The sequence below is a fragment of the Streptomyces coeruleofuscus genome, assembly GCF_039532725.1.
Lineage (GTDB): Bacteria > Actinomycetota > Actinomycetes > Streptomycetales > Streptomycetaceae > Streptomyces > Streptomyces coeruleofuscus.
Map to the genome: position 1 here is coordinate 1 of NZ_BAAASE010000004.1, position 20,740 is coordinate 20,740.

Below are 20,740 nucleotides of genomic sequence, written 5' to 3' on the forward strand. Positions count from 1 at the left end.
TCTCGGCCGGGAAGTTCGGCAGCGTCGACAGGTCGTTGCCGAACGACGCGGTCTCCGAGGTGAAACGGTCACCGGTGAGCTGCATACCGTCACCCGAGTCCCCCGCGAACCTGATGATCACCCGGTCGAGGCGACGAACGTCCTTCGCGCCCGCCGCTTTGCGCTGCTCTCCTAGGACTGCTTCGTCGGCCTGCTCCGCTGGGCTACTGACCTGGCTGGTCACTGAACTGGACCTCCCTCGAGGCGGCTGTCCGGGAAGGCCTTCCCGCAGGCATTCCCAAAATCAACACTACGACCGCAAGGGTCGCCTTCTTCGGGTCATTCGCATGTTGGACACGACTTTGAGACGATCGCGCGGCCTGACTCGTCCTGTTTTCCGGTCTCCTGTCCTGCCCTTCAAGACGCTCCGCGCCCGCCCCTTGGTTCGGTCGGGGACTGGTCGGCCGGTCAGGAATTCAGGTACGTCAGCACGGCCAGCACCCGGCGGTGGTCCCCCTCGCTCTGGGAGAGCCCCAGCTTCAGGAAGATGTTGCTGACGTGCTTCTCGACCGCCCCGTCGCTGACCACGAGCTGCCGGGCGATCGCCGAGTTCGTCCGCCCCTCGGCCATCAGCCCCAGCACCTCACGCTCCCGCGGGGTCAGCCTCGCGAGCACGTCCTGCTTACGGCTGCGGCCCAGCAGCTGCGCGACGACCTCCGGGTCGAGGGCCGTCCCGCCCTCGGCCACCCGCACCACCGCGTCCACGAACTCACGCACCTCGGCCACGCGGTCCTTCAGCAGATAGCCGACGCCCCGGCTGGACCCCGCGATCAGCTCCGTGGCGTAGCGCTCCTCCACGTACTGCGAGAGCACCAGCACACCGAGCCCCGGGTGCGCCTTGCGCAACTGCACCGCGGCCCGCACCCCCTCGTCGGTGTGCGTGGGCGGCATCCGGACATCGGCGACCACGACATCCGGCAGCTCGCCCTGCGCGTCCAGCTCCGTGATGGTCTTGATCAGCGCCTCGCCGTCACCGACCCCGGCGACGACGTCGTGCCCCCGGTCGGTCAGCAACCGGGTCAGGCCCTCCCTGAGCAGCACTGAATCCTCGGCGATGACCACCCGCACCCTGTCCTCCACGATGTTTCGGCCCCCCACAGCCCGACGTCGCCCGTCCGCAGCCCACAACGGCTCCGCGCCCACCCGTACGACGGGTCCAGCATTTCAGGATCGGGAGCCGGATGGGGGTTGGACAGGCTTGTTGTCCGACCGAACCGGCCGATTCGGGTGGTGGGGCGAGCTTGCGGGAGCGGGAAGGATCAAGGCCGCGGGTCCGGGGGGGAGGGACCGAGGCCGGGCACAACTGTCAGTCCGGGGGAGAGACCCAGGCCGGGAACAACCGTCAGCCCGGGGGGAGAGACCCAGGCAGGGCGCAACCGTCAGCCCGGGGAGAGAGACCCAGGCCGGGCACAACCGTCAGCCCGGGGAGAGAGACCCAGGCAGGGCGCAACCGTGGGGGTGGCAGGGCTCAGTCCCCGCCACCCCCTCGCCCCAGCCGAAGGCCAGGTCACCTCACGTGCGCGCCCCGCCACGGCAACTCCGCCGTCACCCGGGTCGGCCCACCCGTCGGCGAGTCCACCACCAGGATCCCGTCCACCGCGTCGAGCCGCTCCGCCAGCCCCGCGAGCCCCGACCCCTGGGATGTGTCGGCCCCGCCCACGCCGTTGTCCACGACCTGGAGCATCAGCCGGTTCTCCGTCCGCCACACCTCCACGCCGGCCCAGGTCGCCCGCGCGTGCTTGCTGACGTTCTGGAGCAGCTCCGACACCGTGAAGTACGCGATCCCCTCGATCGCCGGCGCCGGCCGCTCCGCCAGGTCGACCTCGACCTGCACCGGCACGGTGCACCGCGACGCCACCGCCGACAGCGCCGCGTCCAGCCCCCGGTCCGTCAGCACCGCCGGGTGGATCCCCCGGGCCAGGTCCCGCAGCTCCTGCAACGCCGTCTTCACCTCGCCGTGCGCCTCGTCCACCATCCGCACGGCCTCCTCCGGATCCTCCTGGAGCTTCTCCTTCGCCAGCCCCAGATCCATGGCCAGTGCCACCAGCCGGGCTTGCGCCCCGTCGTGCAGATCCCGCTCGATGCGCCGCAGATCGGCCGCCGCCGTGTCGACCACGACGCCCCGGTCCGACTCCAGCTCCACCACCCGTGAGGCCAGCCGCGACGGCCCGAGCAGCCCGTGCACCAGCAGCCGGTCCACCATCGTCAGCGCCCGTACGATCCACGGCGTGGCGATCGTGAACAGCAGACCCACCAGCGCGGTCACCGTGATCTCGAAGGGGTTGTCCAGGTAGACCCGGTGCGTCTCGTCGCCGTACAGCTGCATCCCGTCCTGCCCGGCGTACATGGGGAACACCCAGAACCACACCGGGTACGTCAGCAGCGCCCAGCCCAGCACCCAGACGTTCACGGCGACGACGAAGGAGAACACCGCCCAGGGCAGATGCAGCACCGCGTACAGCAGGGCCCGCCAGGAAGCGCCGCTCTTGAGGACGGCCCCCATCCAGGCCATGGCACCGGGCTTCTTGGCCCGCAGCGGCTCCGGCTCGGCCACGTCCATGCCCAGCAGCGCCCGCGCCCGCAGCCGCTCCAGCGCCCCGAGGGCACGGCACCCGGCGAGCGCCGCCGCCAGCACCGGGATGCCGAGGAACGTCACGAGCAGTCCCGCCCCCAGCGACACCATCGTGACCGCGTAGGTGAACAGCAGGATGCTGATCGGCAGGCTGAGCAGCACATAGCCGAGCTCCCGCCAGGTGCGGCCCTCGACCGGCGCCCGCAGCGCGGCGGGCAGCCGGTGCCGCCGCTCGGTGCTCCCGGGGAACCCGGGCCTGCCGTCGAGCCCGTACCCCTGTCCGTACTCCGTGGCCATCGGCGCCGTCCTTCTCCTCGTCCTGCGGCTGTTCCCTCGTACCTCCACCCTGCTCCGCCGCAGGTCGGCGGACCATGGAGTCCGTCGGCGTCTTGGACGGGGGGTTTTCCCTACCTCGCGCGTGCGGCTACCGACGATGTGGCTGCGGCTGCGGCTGCGGCTGCGGCTACCGACGATGTGGCTGCGGTTGCGGCTGCGGTTCGGTTGCGGTTGGGATTGCGTCCCGCGTCTGCGGCCACCGACCACGCGTCTCCGGCCTTCGGCCCGCGTCTCCAGGCCTTCGGCCCGTGCCTGCGGCTTCCGTCTCGTGCCTTCGGGCTTCGGTGCGTGCCTGCGGTCTTCGGCCCGCGTGTGTGGCCACGGGGCCCGCGTCTCCGGTCTTCGCCCCCGTCCGTGGTCACCCGGCCCGTGCCTGCCGCCCTCGGCCCGCGTGTGCGGCCACCGGGCCCGCGTCTCCGGCCCCCGGCCCCCGACCTCCGGCCTCCGGCCCCCGGCCCCCGGCCCCGCGCCTGGCGGCGACAGGACCTGGACGGTGGCCGGACCTAGCGGCTGTCCGCGCCGGAGGCGTCCGTGCGGTCGCGCCAGGGGAGTTCGGCCATGACCGTCGTCGGGCCGCCTTCGGGCGACTCCAGGACGAACAGCCCGTCGACGGCGTCCAGCCGTTCGGCCAGGCCCTTCATCCCCGTACCGCCGTCGAGACTCGCGCCCCCGCGGCCGTCGTCCCAGACCTGGATGAGCAGCCGGTCGTTCGTCCGCCACACATCCACCGAGGCCGACCTCGCCGCGCTGTGCTTGCTGACGTTCTGGAGCAGCTCCGAGACGGTGAAGTAGGCGATGCCCTCGATGGCGGCGGCCGGCCGCGCCGGCAGGTCGACCGTCACCTTGACCGGGACCGTGCAGCGCGAGGAGACCGCGGACAGGGCCGCGTCCAGACCACGGTCGGTCAGCACCGCCGGGTGGATGCCGCGGGCCAGGTCGCGCAGTTCCTGGAGCGCCAGCTTCACCTCACCGTGCGCCTCCTCGACCATCGCCGCCGCCGCGTCGGGGTCCTCCAGCACCTTCTCCTTCGCCAGGCCCAGCCCCATGGCCAGGTTGACCAGCCGGGCCTGCGCCCCGTCGTGCAGATCCCGCTCGATGCGCCGCAGGTCGGCGGCGGCCGTGTCGACGACGACCCCCCGGTCCGACTCCAGCTCGGCGATGCGCCGCTCCAGCTCGTCGGAGGGGCACAGCAACGCGCGCACCATGGCCCGGTCGGCATTGGCCAGGCCCCGCGCGACGAACGGCAGCACGGGCCACAGCACGAACAGCGAGGTGAGCGTGATGGTGAAGGTGAGGACGCCCCACGGCAGCCGGATGAACTCGTACAGCACCGTGCGCCAGCCCACGGGGTCCTTCAGCAACATCCACAGCTGCGGGAGGAAACCGCCCGAGCCCCGCAGCGGCAGCCGGCTCGGTTCGTCCACCCGCACCCCCAGCAGCGCCCTGGCCCTCGCCCGCTCCAACCGCCCCAGCAGCCGCGCGCCCATGAGCGCGGCCGCGAGCAGCGGGAACCCGATCACCGTGATCGTCAGCCCCAAGCTCGTGAACAGCGCCGTCACGACGTAGGTGAATCCGAGCAGCGCGACCGGGAGGTTCGCCAGAAGGTGCGCGATCTCCTTCCAGGTGTGCCGGTCGTAGGCGAGACGGGGCGGCGGCGGACGGTCGTCCTGCCCGGCCGCCGCGGTGGCCGTGCTCGTGCCGGAGGACGGAATGCGTTCGGTCATATGCGTTAGCGTGCCCGGCGGCGGGCAGCCGCGCCATGAGGTAGACCGCCAGGATCGACTGAGGTAAACCCCACCCCCGCATGCCAGGGCGTGACGGGCTGCTTACCCTGCCTTTATCAGGGCCTAGACTCCCGTGCGTACAGATCGTCGAACGGCGGCGTCCGTGGTTCCCGGCCGTACTCCGGAGTCGCGGAATCGATCGTCGCAGGATCCAGTCCGAGTTTTCAGGGAGCGAGGGACGGACGTGCCGGAACCGACCGTCGTCACCACGACCGTCGTCGCGGCGGACTACTTCCAGTCCTATTCGGTCGTCGGGCTGCTCGCCGTCGTCGGCGTGCTGTTCGTCGCCGTCGCCTTCGGGGCGGGCCGACTGCTGCGGCCCGTGGTCCCCACACCGGAGAAGCTCCTGACGTACGAGTGCGGCGTCGACCCCGTCGGCGAGGGCTGGGCCCACACCCAGGTCCGCTACTACGTCTACGCCTTCCTGTACGTGATCTTCGCCGTCGACTCGATCTTCCTGTTCCCCTGGGCGACCGTGTTCGCAGCCCCCGGCTACGGCGCGACGACCCTGGTGGAGATGTTCATCTTCCTCGGCTTCCTGGCCGTGGGCCTGCTCTACGCATACAAGAAGGGCGTGCTGGCATGGACGTGACCCCCTCCAGCCCCGAGCCCGTGCTGCTTCCGGAGCCGAAGCGGCTCGGCGCCCTGGCGCGACTCGCGCCCGAGCCGATGAAGGTGATCCTCAACTGGGGCCGCCGCTACTCGCTCTGGGTCTTCAACTTCGGCCTCGCCTGCTGCGCGATCGAGTTCATCGCCGCGTCGATGGCCCGCCACGACTTCATCCGGCTCGGAGTCATCCCGTTCGCGCCGGGCCCCCGCCAGGCCGACCTGATGGTGGTGTCCGGCACGGTCACGGACAAGATGGCACCGGCGGTGAAGCGCCTCTACGAGCAGATGCCGGAACCCAAGTACGTCATCTCCTTCGGCGCGTGCAGCAACTGCGGCGGCCCGTACTGGGATTCGTACTCCGTCACCAAGGGCGTCGACCAGATCATCCCCGTCGACGTCTACGTCCCCGGCTGCCCGCCCCGGCCCGAGGCGCTGCTCCAGGGCATCCTCAAGCTCCAGGAGAAGATCGCCCGCGAGTCGCTGGGGGAGCGGTACGGCAGCGGCGCCGCCCGTCCTTCGGCAGCGGCGTTGCAGAGCGGTCTGGTGCAGCCGCCGGCCCCCGCCCCGGGCTCCGACTCGACGCCGGGGGAGGAACGATGACCGCGGTCGGCTGGCTCCCCGCCGACGCCGAGGAACTCTTCGGCGCGGACGCCACGGCCGAGGAGTCGTACGAGGTCCTCACGGTCGACGTACCGCCGACGACCTGGATCTCCGCCCTGGAGGCCGCACGCGACCGGCTGGGCTGCACGTACTTCGACTGGCTGAGCGCGGTCGACGAACCGGGCACGGGCTTCCGCGTCACGGCCCACGTCGCCGCGCTGTCCCCGCTCCGGCGGCTCCTCCTGCGGACGACGGTCCCGCACGAAGCCCCTGCCCTGCCCTCGGCCGTCGACGTCTACGCGGGTGCCGCCTGGCACGAACGCGAGACGCACGAGATGTTCGGCATCGCCTTCGAAGGCCACCCGGCGCTGGACCACCTGCTCCTGCCCGAGAACTTCGAAGGCCACCCCCTGCGCAAGGACTTCGTCCTGGCCGCACGCGTCGCCAAGGCCTGGCCCGGCGCGAAGGAACCCGGCGAGTCGGAACACGGCGGCCCCAAGCGCCGCCAGATGCTTCCCCCCGGCGTCCCCGACCCGAACGAGTGGGGCCCCCTGAAGGGCCAACTCCCCCCGGCTCCGGCCCGCGGCGCCGGCCGTGCGGCAGGCGACCGCCCCGCCAGGGGCACCGCCCGCCCCGCAGCCGAACGCCCGGTACGGCGGACCCGTTCGTCGTCGGAGGGCTCGGCCAGCCAGTCCCCTGCCGGTGACGCGGGTACTCCGCCCCCGACGGCCCCGCGCCGCAACCGCTCAGCGGCGGCGGGTTCGGCGAGCCAGTCCGCCGCGGGCGACACGGGCACGCCGCCTCCGTCTGCCCCGGCCCGCGACCGCTCGGCGGAAGAGGGCTCCGCCGGCCCGGCCGCTCCCGGCGACACGGGCACGCCGTCTCCGACTGCCCCACGCCGTGCGCGGACGGCCGCGGAGGGCTCGGCAAGCCAGACCGTGCCGGGGGAGTCGGCTGCTCCGGCCTCGGCGGGGCCGCGTCGCGCCCGCTCGGCGGCGGAGGGCTCGGCCGGTCAGGCCACGACGGGCGACACGCCCTCCGAGCCGCCGACCGGACCGCGCCGTACCGGCACAGCGGCGGAGGGCTCGGCAAGCCAGACGCCCACCGACCCTGAACCCACGGCTTCACGATCCCCGCGCAGCACGGACGCCCCCTGGCACCACGCCCGCCCGGCCTTCGAGGAACCGGCTCCCGAGCCGTCGCCCGAGGCCGGACCGTTGCCGACCCCCGAGCCACCGGGTGACTCGAAGACCCCGAACAGCACCTCGGAGTCACCGGACACCCCGAAGCCGACGGACAAGGGCAAGTCCCCCGACAACTCGCAGACGTCGAGCAGTCCGGAAACCCCCGAGCCTCCGGAGACTCCCGAGCCCTCGGCCGCCCCGGGCCTGGCTGACGGCCCCGAGCCCTCGGCCGCCCCGGGCCTGGCGGACGGCCCCGAGCCCTCGGGCACCCCGGGCCTGGCTGACGGCCCCGAGCCCTCGGCCACCCCGGGCCTGGCTGACGGCCCCGAGCCCTCGGGCACCCCCGGCCCCGCGGACGGTCCCACGCCCTCGGACACCCCGGGCCCCGCGGACGGCCCCGAGCCCTCGGCCACCCCCGACCCCCCGAAACCGGCGAACAACCGCCAGCGCATCGACGACCCCGACACCCCCGACAACCCCGAAGACCCCGCAGGAGGCCCGCGGTGAACGACGTGCTCGACGTCATCCTGCGACTCCTGATCGTGTTCGTCGTCTTCCTCACCTTCCCCTTGATCATCGGCCAGACCGAACACAAGGTGATGGCCCACATGCAGGGCCGCCTCGGCCCCATGTACGCCGGCGGCTTCCACGGCTGGGCCCAGCTGATCGCCGACGGCGTCAAGTTCGCGCAGAAGGAGGACGTCGTCCCCGCGGGCGCGGACCGCCGCATCTTCCAACTGGCCCCCGCCGTCGCCCTCCTGCCCTACCTCCTCGTCCTGCTCGCCATCCCCATCGGCCCGGGCGAGGGAGCCGTCGGCCAGGTCATCGACGCCGGCGTCTTCTTCGTCCTGGCCGTCATGGGCGTCGGCGTCCTCGGCTCACTCATGGCCGGCTGGGCGTCCGCGAACAAGTTCTCCCTCCTCGGCGGCCTCCGCACCGCCGCCCAGCTCCTCGCCTACGAACTGCCGATGCTCCTGACCGCCGCCTCGGTGGCGATGGCGGCCGGCACCGTCTCGATCCCCGGCATCCTCGACGCCTTCGAGTGGTGGTGGCTGCCCTGGCAGATCGTCGGCGCGATCGTCTTCTTCGTGGCCGGCCTCGCCGAACTCCAGCGCCCGCCCTTCGACATGCCCGTCGCCGACTCGGAGATCATCTTCGGCGCGTACACCGAGTACACCGGCCTCCGCTTCGCCCTGTTCCTCCTCGCCGAGTACGCCGGAATCGTCGTCCTGTGCGGCCTGACCACCGTCCTCTTCCTGGGCGGCTGGCACGGCCCCTGGGGCGCCGACGGACTCGGCTGGGTCTGGACCCTGCTGAAGACCGCCGTCCTCGCCTTCCTCGTCATCTGGCTGCGCGTCACCTACCCCCGGCTGCGCGAGGACCAGCTCCAGAAGCTCGCCTGGACCCTCCTCGTCCCCCTCTCCCTCGCCCAGATCGCCCTCACCGGCGTCGTCAAGGTGGTGATCCAGTAACCATGGCCCCCATCCCCGGCAGCGGCCTGGCCAAGGGCCTGGCCGTCACCCTCCGCACGATGACGAAGAAGTCCGTCACCGCGCAGTACCCCGACGCCCAGCCCGACCTTCCGCCCCGCACCCGTGGCGTGATCGGCCTGTTCGAGGAGAACTGCACGGTCTGCATGCTGTGCGCCCGCGAGTGCCCGGACTGGTGCATCTACATCGACTCCCACAAGGAGACGGTCCCGGCGGCGACCCCGGGCGGCCGCGAACGCAGCCGCAACGTCCTCGACCGCTTCGCCATCGACTTCTCCCTGTGCATGTACTGCGGTATCTGCATCGAGGTCTGTCCTTTCGACGCCCTGTTCTGGTCCCCGGAGTTCGAGTACGCCGAGACCGACATCCGCGACCTCACCCACGAGCGCGACAAGCTCCGCGAGTGGATGTGGACCGTCCCGGCCCCGCCGGCCCTCGACCCCGGCGCGGAGGAGCCGAAGGAGCTCGTCACCGCCCGCAAGACCGCCGACAAGCTGGCCGCCCAGCAGGCCCCGCCCGCCACCGAGCCGCACGCCGACGAGCAGGCCCGGGCAGCCGAGCGACCGACCCGCCCGCAGGGCGACTCCAAGCAGCAGACCGACCAGCCGAAGCCAGATCAGCCCAAGCCAGATGAGCCGACACCGGGGCAGGAGGGCCGGGAATGACCCTCGCCGCAACCGCAGGCCTCCTCACGACGGGCCCGGCCACCAGGGCCGCCGCCGAGACCCACGGCTTCCTCTCCCCGACCGGCGTCGAGATCGCCTTCCTCCTGGTCGGCCTGGTCACCTTCGGCGCCGCGCTCGTCACCGTCACCACCCGGCAGCTGGTGCACGCCGCCCTGTGGCTGGTGGTCACCCTCGGCGGCCTGGCCGTCGAGTACCTCCTGCTCACCGCCGAGTTCATCGCCTGGGTGCAGGTCCTCATCTACGTCGGTTCCGTCGTCGTCCTCCTCCTGTTCGGTCTGATGCTCACCAGGGCCCCCATCGGCCGCTCCCCGGACGCCGACTCCGGCAACCGCTGGGCCGCCCTCACCGTGGCCGTCGCCGCCGGTGCCGCCCTGATCTGGGTCGTCGTCGACGCCTTCCGCACGACCTGGATCGACCTGGACGGCCCCGCCGCCGGTTCCACCGAGGCCACCGGCGCGAGCCTCTTCCAGAACTGGGTCCTCCCCTTCGAGGCCCTCTCCGTCCTCCTCCTCGCCGCCCTGGTCGGCGCGATCGTCCTGTCCCGCAAGGCGAAGTCCGCCACGGCGACCGCGGCCGCGAAGACCCCGGCCGACCCGAGCGAGAAGGACCGGAGCGAGCAGAACCGGAGCGAGAAGGACCGGAGCGAGAAGGAAGGGACCCGCTGATGCACCTCGCCTATCCCGCCGTCCTCTCCGCCCTCCTCTTCTGCACGGGCCTGTACGGCGTCCTCGCCCGCCGCAACGCGATCCTGGTCCTGATGTCGGTCGAGCTGATGCTCAACGCCGTCAACCTCAACCTCGTCGCCTTCGACGTCTGGCTCAGCAAGACCGCCGAGGAGACCCTGCACTCCGGCCAGGCCCTCACCCTGTTCACCATCGCCATCGCCGCCGCCGAGATCGGCATCGGCCTGGCCATCGTCCTCGCCGTCCACCGCAACCGCGGCACCGCGGACATCGACAGGCTCCGCGACACCGCCGAACGGCACGACCCCGACGGCACCGACCACGACGCCCTTACGGCCGAGCAGTCCGGCGAGGCCCAGAAGGCTGAGGCCACCGCGTGACCACGACCACCCTCGCCGTCCTCGTCCCCCTCCTTCCGTTCCTCGGCGCCGTCGCCGGCCTGCTCCTGGGCCGCACGGCACCCGGCTTCGTCCGCCCGCTCGCCGTCCTGCCGACACTCACCTCCCTGGTGCTCGCCGCGCTGGTCGCCGTGCGTCAGGGTGGTGACGCGGCCGTCAACGCGGCCACGGAACTCACCCCCACCGGCTCCGTCCCGATCGAACTCGCCCTGCACATCGACGGCTTCGCCGCCCTCGTCGCCGTCCTGGTCGGCCTGGTCGCCTCCTGCGTGCAGATCTACTCGACGGGCTACCTGCGCGACGACCCGCGCTACTCCTCGTACGCCGCCCTCGTCTCCCTGTTCACCTCCGCGATGTTCCTGGTCGTCTACTCCGGCGACCTGATCGTGCTGCTGGTCGGCTGGGAAGTCATGGGCATCTGCTCCTACTTCCTGGTCGGCCACTACTGGGAGACCCCGGAGGCCCGCGCCGCCTCCCTCAAGGCCTTCCTGGTCACCAAGCTCGGCGACGTCCCGTTCCTCATCGGCCTGTTCGCCCTGGCCACCGACGCCGGTTCATTCCGCATCACCCGGGTCCTGGGCGCCGTCGCGAGCGGCTCGCTCGACCACCCGACGCTGATCGCCCTGCTGCTCCTGGCGGGCGTGGCGGGCAAGTCCGCGCAGTTCCCGCTGCACACCTGGCTCCCCGACGCGATGGCGGGCCCGACCCCCGTCTCCGCGCTGATCCACGCTGCGACGATGGTCGCCGCCGGCATCTACTTCATCGCCCGTCTCCTCCCGGTCTTCGAGGCCTCCCAGGCCGCGATGGTCGTCCTGGCCGTCATGGCCGCCGTCACCATGGCCGGCTCAGCGCTCGCGGCGCTCGCCCAGGACGACATCAAGCGCGTCCTCGCCTACTCGACGATCGGTCAGCTCGGCTACATGTCCGGCGCCCTCGCCGTAGGCGACCGCGGTGCCGCCGTCTTCCACCTCCTGTCCCACGGCGCCTTCAAGGCGCTGCTGTTCCTCGCGGCCGGCGTGATCATCCACGCCGCCGGCACCAACTCGCTCGCCGCGATGTCCCGCATGCGGAACCTGCGCGACCGCGTCCCCGACGCCTACTGGACGATGACCGTGGCGCTCCTCGCGCTCGCCGCGATCCCGCCGTTCAGCGGCTTCTTCTCCAAGGAGGCCGTCCTCGGCGTCGCCGAGCACGTCGTCACCGGACACACCGAGCACGCCCCCGCCGCCGCGGGCTGGATCGTCCTCGTCGCCGGCCTGCTCACAGCCGTTCTCACCGCCGCCTACGCGATGCGCCTGTGGCTGCTGGCCTTCCGCGGCCGGGGCACCGAAGCCCCCGACCACGGCAGGCAGCCGCTGACGATGACCGTCGTGCTGTGGGTACTCGCCGCCCCGTCCCTGGCCCTCGGCGCATTCGCGTTCCGCCTGCTGCCCGACTGGTTCGACGGCCGCGACCTCAGCCCCACCCTCACCACCTCCGTGCTCGGCACGGGCGTGGCCCTGGTCGGCGGCATCGTCACCTACGGCGCCTGGCGGCACACCACCGCGCTCACCGCACGCGTCCCGCTGGGCGCGGTCGCGGCCCACCCCGAGGGCGACGCCGCCCAGGTCGAGGCGGAGGCGATCGCCACCCACAAGCCGGCCTACGGCGACATCGCCTACGCGGCCGACCCCGCCGACCCCGGACGGCTCCTGCTCGGCCCGCTGCACCGCCACGCGGCCGCCGGCTTCCACATGGACGCCGTGTACAGGGCCCTCTTCGTCCGGCCGGTCCAGGCCGGGGCGAGCCTCGTCCGGTTCCTCGACCGGGAGGTCGTCGAGACCTACGTACGCGGAGCGGGTGCGCTGCCCCGCTGGCTCGGCGCCGCCGTACGGCGCGCCCAGACCGGCAACGTCCAGACCTATGTGAGCGCGCTGCTCGCCGGCACCGTCGTCCTCGCGGTCGCCGTCGTCCTCGTCGCCACGGGAGCGTGAGCAGGCGTGATCGATATCAACGAGTCCGTGATGCAGTTCCTTCTGGCGTTCATCGTCGTCGGCCCGCTCCTGGGCGCCGCCGCGGCTCTCCTGCCGGCCCCGCCCGGGCTGAAGGGGAAGTCACCCGAGCAGGCCGTCCTCCGGCACGGTGTCACCGTCACCGGCGCGGTCCTCATCGCGGCGATCGTCCTCGCGCTCGGCTTCGACCACGACCAGCCGTCGAAGATGCAGGCCAGCACGGACATCAGCTGGATCCCCGCACTCGACGTACGCATCCACCTCGGCATCGACGGCATCTCCCTCCCCCTTCTGGTCCTGACCGCGCTGCTGACCTTCCTCTGCGCGCTCTACTCGTACTCCAAAATGCCCGAAGGCCCGAGCCCGAAGGCCTTCGTCGCGCTGCTGCTCGTCCTCGAGGCCGGCACGCTCGCGACCTTCGCCGTCCTCGACCTGCTGCTGTTCTTCCTCGCCTTCGAGATGGTCCTCATCCCGATGTACTTCCTCATCGCCCGCTGGGGCGGCGAGGGCCGGAGCCAGGCCGCCTGGCGGTTCATCCTCTACACGCTGCTCGGCTCCGTGGTCATGCTGCTCGGCCTGCTCCTGATCGGGATCAAGGCGGGCACGTTCGACATGATGGCACTCGCCACTGACAACGCCCGGTCGCTGACCACATCCGTGCAGGTCATCGCCGTTCTGGCGATCGGGATCGGCCTCGCGGTCAAAACGCCGATGTGGCCGTTGCACAGCTGGCTGCCCGACGCCCACACCGCCGCGCCGACCGTCGGCTCCGTCCTGCTGGCCGGTGTCCTGCTGAAGATGGGTACGTACGGCTTCGTCCGGATCATCCTCCCCGTCGCCCCGGACGGCTTCCGCGCTTTCGCGCCCTACCTCGCAGCACTCGCCGTCGTCGGCATCATCTACGGATCCCTGGCCTGCCTGGCCCTCGCCAAGCAGGGCGCGAAGGGCGACCTCAAGCGCCTCATCGCCTACTCGTCCGTCGGCCACATGGGCTTCGTCCTGCTCGGCATCGCCACGATGACCCCGACCGGCGTGAACGGCGCCCTGTTCGCCAACATCGCCCACGGCCTCATCACCGGCCTGCTCTTCTTCCTGGTCGGGGCGCTGAAGGACCGCACCGGCACCACCGACCTCGACACCTTGGCCGAGGAGACCGGAGCCGCGCTCTACGGCAAGGCTCCGCGCCTCGGCGGCCTGCTCGCCTTCGCCGCGGTCGCCTCGCTCGGCCTGCCGGGCCTGGCCGGATTCTGGGGCGAGATGCTAGCCCTGTTCGGCGCGTTCCAGCCGGCAGCAGGCCTCAGCCGTCCCGCGTTCCTCACCTTCATGGCGATCGGTGCGTTCGGCACGCTGCTGACGGCCGCGTACCTGCTGATCGTGGTCCGCCGCGTCTGCATGGGTGCCCTGCCCCAGGACGCCCCCAAGCTCACCGACGTCCGCAGTTACGAGTTCGCGGCCTGGACTCCGCTAGTCGTCCTCACCGTCGTCGCGGGCCTGTGGCCCAGGGCCCTCCTCGGCCTGAGCGACCCGGCCGTCCAGCAGCTCCTCGCAGGAGGCACCCGATGAGCTCCCCGGCCCAGCCCCTGGCCGCGTCGCTGGTCCAGTCCGTCGACTGGCTCGCGATCGCACCGCCCACCATCGCGGCGGTCGTCGGCCTCGTCGTCCTGGTCGCCGACCTGTTCGTCGCCGAGAACCGGAAGACGCTGCTCGGCTGGACATCCGTGGCGGGCCTGGCCGCCGCCACGCTGATGCTGCTGCCCCTCCTGGACGGCGACCGCAGCACCTTCTGCCTGACCGGCGACGCCACCGTGTGCAGCTACACGGCCGACCGCTTCACCCTGGTCATCCAGTTCCTGGTCCTCGGCGGCGCCCTCCTCGCCGCTCTCCTGTCGGTCACCGCCCTGAAGGACGCCCGCAAGGAGCTTCCCGAAGGGGAGTACTGGTTCCTCCTGCTGTCCTCCGCGGCCGGCGCCGCCCTCCTGCCCGCCTCGCGCGACCTCGCGACCCTGATCGTCGCCCTCGAGGTCGCCTCCCTGCCCGCTTTCGCGCTGGTCGGCCTCAGGTACGGCGACCGGAAGTCCTCCGAAGCGGCCCTGAAATTCTTCCTGTCCTCGGTCACCGCGACCGCGGTCAGCCTCATGGGCATCAGCTTCCTGTACGCCTCCACGGGCACCCTGTACCTCACCCAGGTCGCCGACCGCATCCAGAACGTCGACGGGCAGCTCCACACGCTCGCCCAGACCGGCGTGGTCCTCACCCTCGTCGGCTTCGCCTTCAAGACGGCCGCCGTGCCCTTCCACTTCTGGGTGCCCGACACCTACGTGGGGGCGCCCCTGCCGATCGCCGCCTACCTGTCGGTCATCGGCAAGGCGGTCGGTTTCAGCGGGCTGATCCTGGTCACGGTCGTCGCCCTTCCGTCGTACGCCGACGCCTGGGGCCCGGCCCTGGCCGTCCTGGCCGCGCTCACCATGACCGTGGGCAACGTCGGAGCCTTGCGACAGCAGGCCACGCGCGCGTACAGCGCGGTACGCCTGCTCGCCTGGTCGTCCGTCGGCCAGGCGGGCTACCTCCTGGTGCCGATCGCGGCCGCCGCTTACTCCGGGGACGCCGAGAAGTCGATCGGCTCCACCGTCGCCTACGCCCTGATGTACGGCGCGGTGAACCTCGGCGCCTTCGCCGTGGCCGCCCTCGTCGGCCGGACGAAGTCCCTCAACCGCGTCTCCGACTACCGCGGCCTGTACGCGTCGAGCCCGCTGTCCGCGCTGCTGCTGGCGTTCTTCCTGCTCTGCCTCGCCGGGCTGCCGCCGGGCATCATCGGTCTCTTCGCCAAGGTCACCGTCTTCTCGGCGGCCGTCGACGCCGGCCTCGGCTGGCTGGCCGTGATCATGGCCGTCAACGTCGTCATCGCGCTGTTCTACTACCTCCAGTGGACGGCCCTGCTCTTCCGTGCCCCCGAGGGCGAACCCGAGAAGCACCGCGTCCCCGCCCCGCTCACCGCCGCGATCGCACTGACCGGCGTCCTCGGCATCGCCCTTTCCGGAGCACCTCAGTTGGTCCTGCGCTTCACCGACACGGCCCTCTTCTGAACAACAGGGGCATTCGCCACGCGCGCGTGGGGCACCCGGCCCTCCACGCGCGCGTGCCGCTTTCCCGGCGCCGTTCACCCGGACGGTCCACACCCCCCGCCGCGCGCACAAGGGAACTAGTGCCTCCCGCCTGGCGTTGACCAGTACGGGAAGGTCCACTGGACGTGAACATCACGCCACCAGTGGCACCGCAGATCAGCAAGCAAGGGTCCCCCTGCCGCACCACTTGGAGGGCGTACCGTGCACCGCCGGCACAACGGGCTCAGGACAGCAGTCCTCCTCGGAGGACTGTCCGCACTCATCATCGTCATCGGCAGCTTCTTCGGCCGCATGGGGCTCGTCATCGCCGTCCTGGTAGCGCTGGCCACCAACGCGTACGCGTACTGGAACAGCGACAAGCTGGCCCTCCGCGCGATGCGCGCCCGCCCGGTGAGCGAGTTCGAGGCCCCGGGGCTCTACCGCATGGTCCGCGAGCTCTCCACACAGGCCCGCCAGCCCATGCCGCGCCTTTACATCTCCCCGACGGAGGCGCCCAACGCCTTCGCCACGGGCCGCAACCCGCGCAACGCCGCCGTGTGCTGCACCGACGGCATCCTGCGCCTCCTGGACGAGCGCGAGCTGCGCGGCGTCATCGGCCACGAGCTCAGCCATGTCTACAACCGCGACATCCTCATCTCGTCGGTCGCCGGTGCCCTCGCCTCCGTGATCATGTTCCTGGTCAACTTCGCCTGGCTGATCCCGATCGGGCGCTCGGACGACGACGACGGCCCCGGCCTGCTCGGCATGCTGCTGATCATGATCCTGGGTCCGCTGGCCGCCTCCCTCATCCAACTGGCCGTCAGCCGCTCCCGGGAGTACCAGGCGGACGCCTCCGGCGCCCAGCTCACAGGCGACCCGCTCGCCCTGGCCAGCGCCCTGCGCAAGCTCGAACTCGGCACCAAGCAGCTCCCGCTGCCGCCCGAGCCGCGCATCGAGACCGCCAGCCACATGATGATCGCGAACCCGTTCCGGCCCGGCCAGGGCCTTTCGAAGATGTTCTCCACGCACCCGCCGATGGCGGACCGCATCGCCCGGCTCGAGAAGATGGCAGGTGGGAATCAATGAAGACCATCCTGAACGTCATATGGCTCGTCTTCAGCGGCTTCTGGCTGTTCCTCGCCTACATGCTCGCGGGCCTGCTCCTCTGCATCACGATCATCGGCATCCCGTTCGGCGTCGCGGCCTTCCGCATCGGCGTCTACGCGCTGTGGCCCTTCGGGTACACGACGGTCGAGCGCCGTGACGCGGGCGCGCCGTCCTGCGTCGGAAACGTGCTGTGGCTGGTGCTCGCGGGCTGGTGGCTGGCCCTCGGCCACATCGTCACCGGCATCGCGCTGTGCGTCACGATCATCGGCATCCCGCTCGGCGTCGCCAACTTCAAGCTCATCCCGGTCTCGCTGCTCCCGCTGGGCCGCGACATCGTGCGGACGAACGAGCCGTTCGCGGTGCGCTGACGGCGGGGCGACGCCACCCGTTTCCACAGGCCACGGGTTATCCACAGGCCCGCCCGGCTGTCAGTGGCGGTCTGCATCATGAACCCATGACCGCGATCGAGCAGTTGCAGACACGAGCGAGGGGCAAGGCCCCCAACACCTGCCCACACATTCAGACTTCACGTCCTGAGCCCGCCGCCCCGGACAGAGGCCCCTGACCGGCAGCATCCGAAGCGGGCCCGGACAGCAGCCAAGAGGCCCCGGGCCGCGGCTGAAGAAACCCCGACCGACCACAGTCACGAAGCCCCGACCACAGCAAACAGGGCAGTCCTACGCCCTCCCGGCCCTGGCCCGCACCACCCGCCGCACTCCGTACGCAACCGCCCCCACCACCAGCACACCCGCGCCCACGACCACCGAAACCCCCGGCAGCGAGAACGCCAGCACCGCGCACCCGACCAGCCCGACCACCGGCACCACGCGTGCCGTCGGCGCCGAATCCAGCGTCCAGGCCGACGCGTTGGCCACGGCGTAGTACGCCAGCACCCCGAAGGAGGAGAACCCGATCGCGCCCCGGACGTCCACCGTGGCGGCCAGGACCGCGACCACCGCACCCACGGCCAGCTCCGCCCGGTGCGGCACCTGGAAACGCGGATGCACGGCCGCCAGCGCCCCCGGCAGATTCCGGTCCCGGGCCATGGCCAGCGTCGTCCGCGAGACGCCAAGGATCAGGGCGAGCAGCGACCCCAGCGCGGCCACGGCCGCACCGATCCGCACCACCGGCACGAGCCAGGGCATCCCGGCCGCCCGCACAGCGTCGGCCAGCGGCGCCGCCGCGTCCCCGAGACCCTCCGATCCGAGCACCGAAAGGACAGCCACCGCCACACCCACGTACACCACCAGAGCGATGCCCAGCGCCAGCGGGATCGCGCGCGGAATGGTGCGCGCCGGGTCCCGCACCTCCTCACCGAGGGTCGCGATCCGGGCGTACCCGGCGAACGCGAAGAACAGCAGACCGGCCGCCTGAAGCACGCTTCCCGCACCGTCCGAGGCCCCGATGTCCAGCCGCCCGGCATCCGCCTCGCCGGACACCAGACACACGACCACCACAGCAGCGAGGACAGCCAGGACCACCGCCACGATCACCCGCGTCAGCCACGCGGACTTCTGGACACCGCCGTAGTTCACCGCCGTCAGCGCCACCACGGCCGCGACGGCCACCGCGTGCGCCTGCCCCGGCCAGACGTACGTGCCCACGGTGAGCGCCATCGCCGCACAGGAGGCCGTCTTCCCGACCACGAACGACCAGCCCGCGAGATACCCCCAGAACTCCCCGAGCCGCTCGCGCCCGTACACGTACGTACCGCCCGAGGCCGGATACAGGGCGGCGAGGCGAGCCGACGACATGGCGTTGCAGTACGCGACCAAGGCGGCGACGGCGAGCCCGAGGAGCAGCCCGGAGCCGGCGGCGTGCGCCGCGGGCGCGAGGGCGGCGAAGATCCCGGCTCCCACCATCGAGCCGAGTCCTACGACCACGGCGTCCCCGACGCCGAGGGTGCGGCGCAGTCCGGAAGCGGAGGCTGTCATGCACCGCACCCTACTGATCAGTGCAACCGGCGGGTGCTGCCAGGGCGTCCTCCCCACCAAGACGGTGTGAACACGCGCGGCAAGGACGTCGCACACGGAACACCGGCGTACGACGCACGAGCACGGCCTGCCGGGAGCAAGATCACATGGCCGGGCAGTGCGGGCACAGCGCGAAAGGGCAGGTTCACGGCATGACCATCATCAGCTGGATCCTCCTGGGACTGTTGGCCGGAGCCATCGCGAAGTTCCTGCTGCCGGGTCGCGACCCGGGCGGCCTCATCGGCACGACCCTGATCGGCATCGCAGGAGCGTTCATCGGCGGCTGGATATCGGCCCGCTGGATGGACCACCCGATCACCCAGAACTTCTACGACGGCGCGACCTGGGCCGCGGCGATCGGCGGATCGCTCGTCCTGCTGATCGCCTACCGCCTCCTGTTCGGCAACTCACGGAGCTGACCGCGCGTGACGCGCGGCCGGCACATCTCCACCGCCCCGCACAGCCCCACGACTGGTCGGCGCCCACCGCCCGTGCGCACACCCCAGGGGTGGCCGGCGCCCCCGGCCCGTGCCGCGCGACCGACCCACGTACCGCCCGTGCTCGGCACGAACCCAATCGACCGCAGCCAGCAGGCGAGAAGGGTGGGCACCCAGCAGGTGCCCACCCTTCCTCGCAACCATGCAGACCGGGAGCCCGCCCGTGCAGGCCGGGAGCCCCGAGGACCCGACCGGACCTACCGGTAGTTCACGAACTGCATGGCGAAGTCGAAGTCCTTGCCCTTCAGCAACGTGATGACGGCCTGAAGATCGTCACGGCTCTTGGAGCTGACCCGCAGTTCCTCACCCTGCACCTGAGCCTTCACGCCCTTGGGGCCCTCGTCGCGGATGGTCTTCGCCACCTTCTTCGCGTTCTCCTGGGAGATGCCCTCCTTGATCGACGCGAAGATCTTGTACTCCTTGCCGGAGAGCTGGGGCTCGCCCGCGTCCAGAGCCTTCAGTGAGATGCCGCGCTTGATCAGCTTGGACTGGAAGACGTCGAGGATGGCCTTCACCCGGTCCTCGGAGTTAGCCTCCATGAGGATCTGCTCACCGGACCACGAGATCGAGGCACCCACGCCCTTGAAGTCGTAGCGCTGCGAGATCTCCTTGGCGGCCTGGTTCAGTGCGTTGTCGACCTCCTGCCGCTCGACCTTCGAGACGATGTCGAAACTGGAGTCGGCCATGTCCTGTGGCTCCTTGTATCGGGGTGCGTATCGTGCGTACCGGCGTACGTAGGCGGCCGCCGGGCCTGTTCAGATCCCGGGCCGCATCCGGACAAGCCTAGCCACCCCCCGCCCTCCGAGCGCCGATCAATCGGGTGGCGAAGCACCCCTCCGCATCAGGTATTGTTTACGTCGTTGCCACGGAGCGCCGCCGAAGAAGGCGGTTCTACAGGCAGCAACCCCGGCGGTGTGCCCGAGCGGCCAAAGGGAGCAGACTGTAAATCTGCCGGCTCAGCCTTCCCAGGTTCGAATCCTGGCGCCGCCACACTGGGGAAGACCCCCTCTCAACTGCGAAAGTGCAGTTGAGAGGGGGTCTTTTCGTATGGGTGGTCCGATATCTGATGCCGGTCCGGGAGCCGACTGCCTCCGGGGGAGTGATGTGGATCATGGCCCAGTGCAACGTGCGCCGGTGCCCAGGCACCACCGAGGCACCGGTCGGGTGGCCCGAGCTACGGACGCCGGTGTGTACGTGGCGGTCGTGTCTGGGCAGGCCTCGGCGAGACCGGAGGTGTCGGTGGCCCAGCACCTCGCCATGGCGGAGGGCAAAGCGGGGTCGCTGATGGGGTGTTCGTGCGCCCTGGGCGACGTACTGGCGGCGTACTGGCCGGGGCGCACAGCGAACGGGTACGCGGGCTGGAGAAGACCACGGGACGCGGGAACGAGAAGACCACGGGCGAAGACCACGGGCCGGGGGACAGGCATACGCAAGCCGCCCGCGCGGCACACTGGCCCCATGTCCTCCCGTCGCAGAACCTGCCCCGAGTGCCGTCGCGAGATCGCCGTCGTCGCCGGGCGGTACGCGCGCCACGACCCGCCCGGGGCCCGGGAACATGGCGAACTCACCTCATGCCCGGGCTCCCGCCGCCAGGCCCGGCTCGGCCCGGAACAGCCCTCCCTGGACGGCTACGCGCTCCCCGACTTCCCGGGCCAACTGCCCCTGTTCTAGGAACGGTTCCCCGGCGTCG

Annotated in this window: 19 protein-coding genes, 1 tRNA gene and 1 pseudogene; 15 read left to right on the forward strand and 6 right to left on the reverse strand. The window is 71.3% G+C overall.

From position 1 onward, the window contains the following. The 4 genes and pseudogenes from ABFX81_RS15320 to ABFX81_RS15335 all read right to left on the reverse strand — a co-directional run. A pseudogene (locus tag ABFX81_RS15320) lies at positions 1-223 on the reverse strand (2-oxoacid:acceptor oxidoreductase subunit alpha); the annotation flags it as partial. Positions 224-447: 224 nt separating this feature from the next. Next, a complete protein-coding gene (locus tag ABFX81_RS15325) occupies positions 448-1,107 on the reverse strand; it encodes a response regulator transcription factor (RefSeq protein WP_280117576.1) in 660 nt (219 codons plus the stop codon). A 439-nt stretch (positions 1,108-1,546) separates the two neighbouring features. After that, the gene (locus ABFX81_RS15330) at positions 1,547-2,908 is read right to left on the reverse strand and encodes a sensor histidine kinase (RefSeq protein ID WP_346138205.1); all 1,362 of its coding nucleotides are present in this window, start codon (positions 2,906-2,908) and stop codon (positions 1,547-1,549) included. Positions 2,909-3,450: 542 nt separating this feature from the next. Beyond that, on the reverse strand, positions 3,451-4,671 hold the full coding sequence (locus ABFX81_RS15335) for a sensor domain-containing protein (protein ID WP_086853591.1): 1,221 nt from the start codon (positions 4,669-4,671) through the stop codon (positions 3,451-3,453). 244 nt (positions 4,672-4,915) lie between these two features. Between ABFX81_RS15335 and ABFX81_RS15340 the strand changes: the two genes are divergently transcribed. The 12 genes from ABFX81_RS15340 to ABFX81_RS15395 all read left to right on the forward strand — a co-directional run bounded on the left by ABFX81_RS15340 (position 4,916) and on the right by ABFX81_RS15395 (position 16,948). Beyond that, positions 4,916-5,323, forward strand: coding sequence for an NADH-quinone oxidoreductase subunit A (locus tag ABFX81_RS15340; protein WP_010041427.1), 408 nt, complete (start codon positions 4,916-4,918; stop codon positions 5,321-5,323). After that, positions 5,314-5,940: an NADH-quinone oxidoreductase subunit NuoB gene (locus ABFX81_RS15345; protein ID WP_086853593.1), complete on the forward strand. Its 627-nt coding sequence runs from the start codon at positions 5,314-5,316 to the stop codon at positions 5,938-5,940. The genes ABFX81_RS15340 and ABFX81_RS15345 overlap by 10 nt, the downstream gene beginning before the upstream one ends. Then, positions 5,937-7,631: an NADH-quinone oxidoreductase subunit C gene (locus ABFX81_RS15350; RefSeq protein WP_346138206.1), complete on the forward strand. Its 1,695-nt coding sequence runs from the start codon at positions 5,937-5,939 to the stop codon at positions 7,629-7,631. Before ABFX81_RS15345 ends, ABFX81_RS15350 begins: the two co-directional genes overlap by 4 nt. After that, complete coding sequence (locus ABFX81_RS15355; RefSeq protein WP_086852905.1) at positions 7,628-8,596, forward strand: NADH-quinone oxidoreductase subunit H; 969 nt, start codon at positions 7,628-7,630, stop codon at positions 8,594-8,596. The genes ABFX81_RS15350 and ABFX81_RS15355 overlap by 4 nt, the downstream gene beginning before the upstream one ends. Before the next feature lie 2 nt (positions 8,597-8,598). Beyond that, a complete protein-coding gene (locus ABFX81_RS15360; RefSeq protein ID WP_086852907.1) occupies positions 8,599-9,279 on the forward strand; it encodes a 4Fe-4S binding protein in 681 nt (226 codons plus the stop codon). Further along, positions 9,276-9,965: an NADH-quinone oxidoreductase subunit J family protein gene (locus tag ABFX81_RS15365; protein WP_346138207.1), complete on the forward strand. Its 690-nt coding sequence runs from the start codon at positions 9,276-9,278 to the stop codon at positions 9,963-9,965. The genes ABFX81_RS15360 and ABFX81_RS15365 overlap by 4 nt, the downstream gene beginning before the upstream one ends. Further along, positions 9,965-10,363 carry an NADH-quinone oxidoreductase subunit NuoK gene (gene nuoK / locus ABFX81_RS15370; RefSeq protein WP_086852909.1) on the forward strand — a complete coding sequence of 133 codons (399 nt, stop codon included), beginning with the start codon at positions 9,965-9,967 and terminating at the stop codon, positions 10,361-10,363. The genes ABFX81_RS15365 and nuoK overlap by 1 nt, the downstream gene beginning before the upstream one ends. Then, on the forward strand, positions 10,360-12,354 hold the full coding sequence (locus ABFX81_RS15375; protein WP_086852911.1) for an NADH-quinone oxidoreductase subunit L: 1,995 nt from the start codon (positions 10,360-10,362) through the stop codon (positions 12,352-12,354). The genes nuoK and ABFX81_RS15375 overlap by 4 nt, the downstream gene beginning before the upstream one ends. Positions 12,355-12,360: 6 nt before the next feature. Continuing rightward, complete coding sequence (locus ABFX81_RS15380) at positions 12,361-13,935, forward strand: NADH-quinone oxidoreductase subunit M (RefSeq protein WP_086852914.1); 1,575 nt, start codon at positions 12,361-12,363, stop codon at positions 13,933-13,935. Beyond that, positions 13,932-15,455, forward strand: coding sequence for a proton-conducting transporter transmembrane domain-containing protein (locus tag ABFX81_RS15385; RefSeq protein WP_086852916.1), 1,524 nt, complete (start codon positions 13,932-13,934; stop codon positions 15,453-15,455). Before ABFX81_RS15380 ends, ABFX81_RS15385 begins: the two co-directional genes overlap by 4 nt. A gap of 240 nt (positions 15,456-15,695) precedes the next feature. After that, positions 15,696-16,559, forward strand: coding sequence for a zinc metalloprotease HtpX (gene htpX, locus ABFX81_RS15390; RefSeq protein WP_086852918.1), 864 nt, complete (start codon positions 15,696-15,698; stop codon positions 16,557-16,559). Continuing rightward, entirely contained in the window at positions 16,556-16,948 is a 393-nt protein-coding gene (locus tag ABFX81_RS15395; protein WP_086852920.1) for a YccF domain-containing protein, read from the forward strand. The genes htpX and ABFX81_RS15395 overlap by 4 nt, the downstream gene beginning before the upstream one ends. Positions 16,949-17,257: 309 nt before the next feature. On the opposite strand, the gene ABFX81_RS15400 is transcribed toward ABFX81_RS15395, so the two are convergent. After that, positions 17,258-18,514: an APC family permease gene (locus ABFX81_RS15400; protein WP_346138208.1), complete on the reverse strand. Its 1,257-nt coding sequence runs from the start codon at positions 18,512-18,514 to the stop codon at positions 17,258-17,260. A 191-nt stretch (positions 18,515-18,705) separates the two neighbouring features. Between ABFX81_RS15400 and ABFX81_RS15405 the strand changes: the two genes are divergently transcribed. Beyond that, the gene (locus tag ABFX81_RS15405; protein WP_059424749.1) at positions 18,706-18,972 is read left to right on the forward strand and encodes a GlsB/YeaQ/YmgE family stress response membrane protein; all 267 of its coding nucleotides are present in this window, start codon (positions 18,706-18,708) and stop codon (positions 18,970-18,972) included. Positions 18,973-19,247: 275 nt separating this feature from the next. Here the strand turns inward: ABFX81_RS15405 and ABFX81_RS15410 are convergent, their stop codons facing one another. Further along, positions 19,248-19,736 (reverse strand): YajQ family cyclic di-GMP-binding protein, encoded by a 489-nt coding sequence (locus ABFX81_RS15410; protein WP_086842684.1) that lies wholly within the window; start codon positions 19,734-19,736, stop codon positions 19,248-19,250. Between the two features lie 222 nt (positions 19,737-19,958). Between ABFX81_RS15410 and ABFX81_RS15415 the strand changes: the two genes are divergently transcribed. Next, a tRNA-Tyr gene (locus ABFX81_RS15415) sits at positions 19,959-20,040 on the forward strand. Between the two features lie 468 nt (positions 20,041-20,508). Further along, positions 20,509-20,721 (forward strand): hypothetical protein, encoded by a 213-nt coding sequence (locus ABFX81_RS15420; protein ID WP_086842698.1) that lies wholly within the window; start codon positions 20,509-20,511, stop codon positions 20,719-20,721. Positions 20,722-20,740 lie beyond the last annotated feature (19 nt).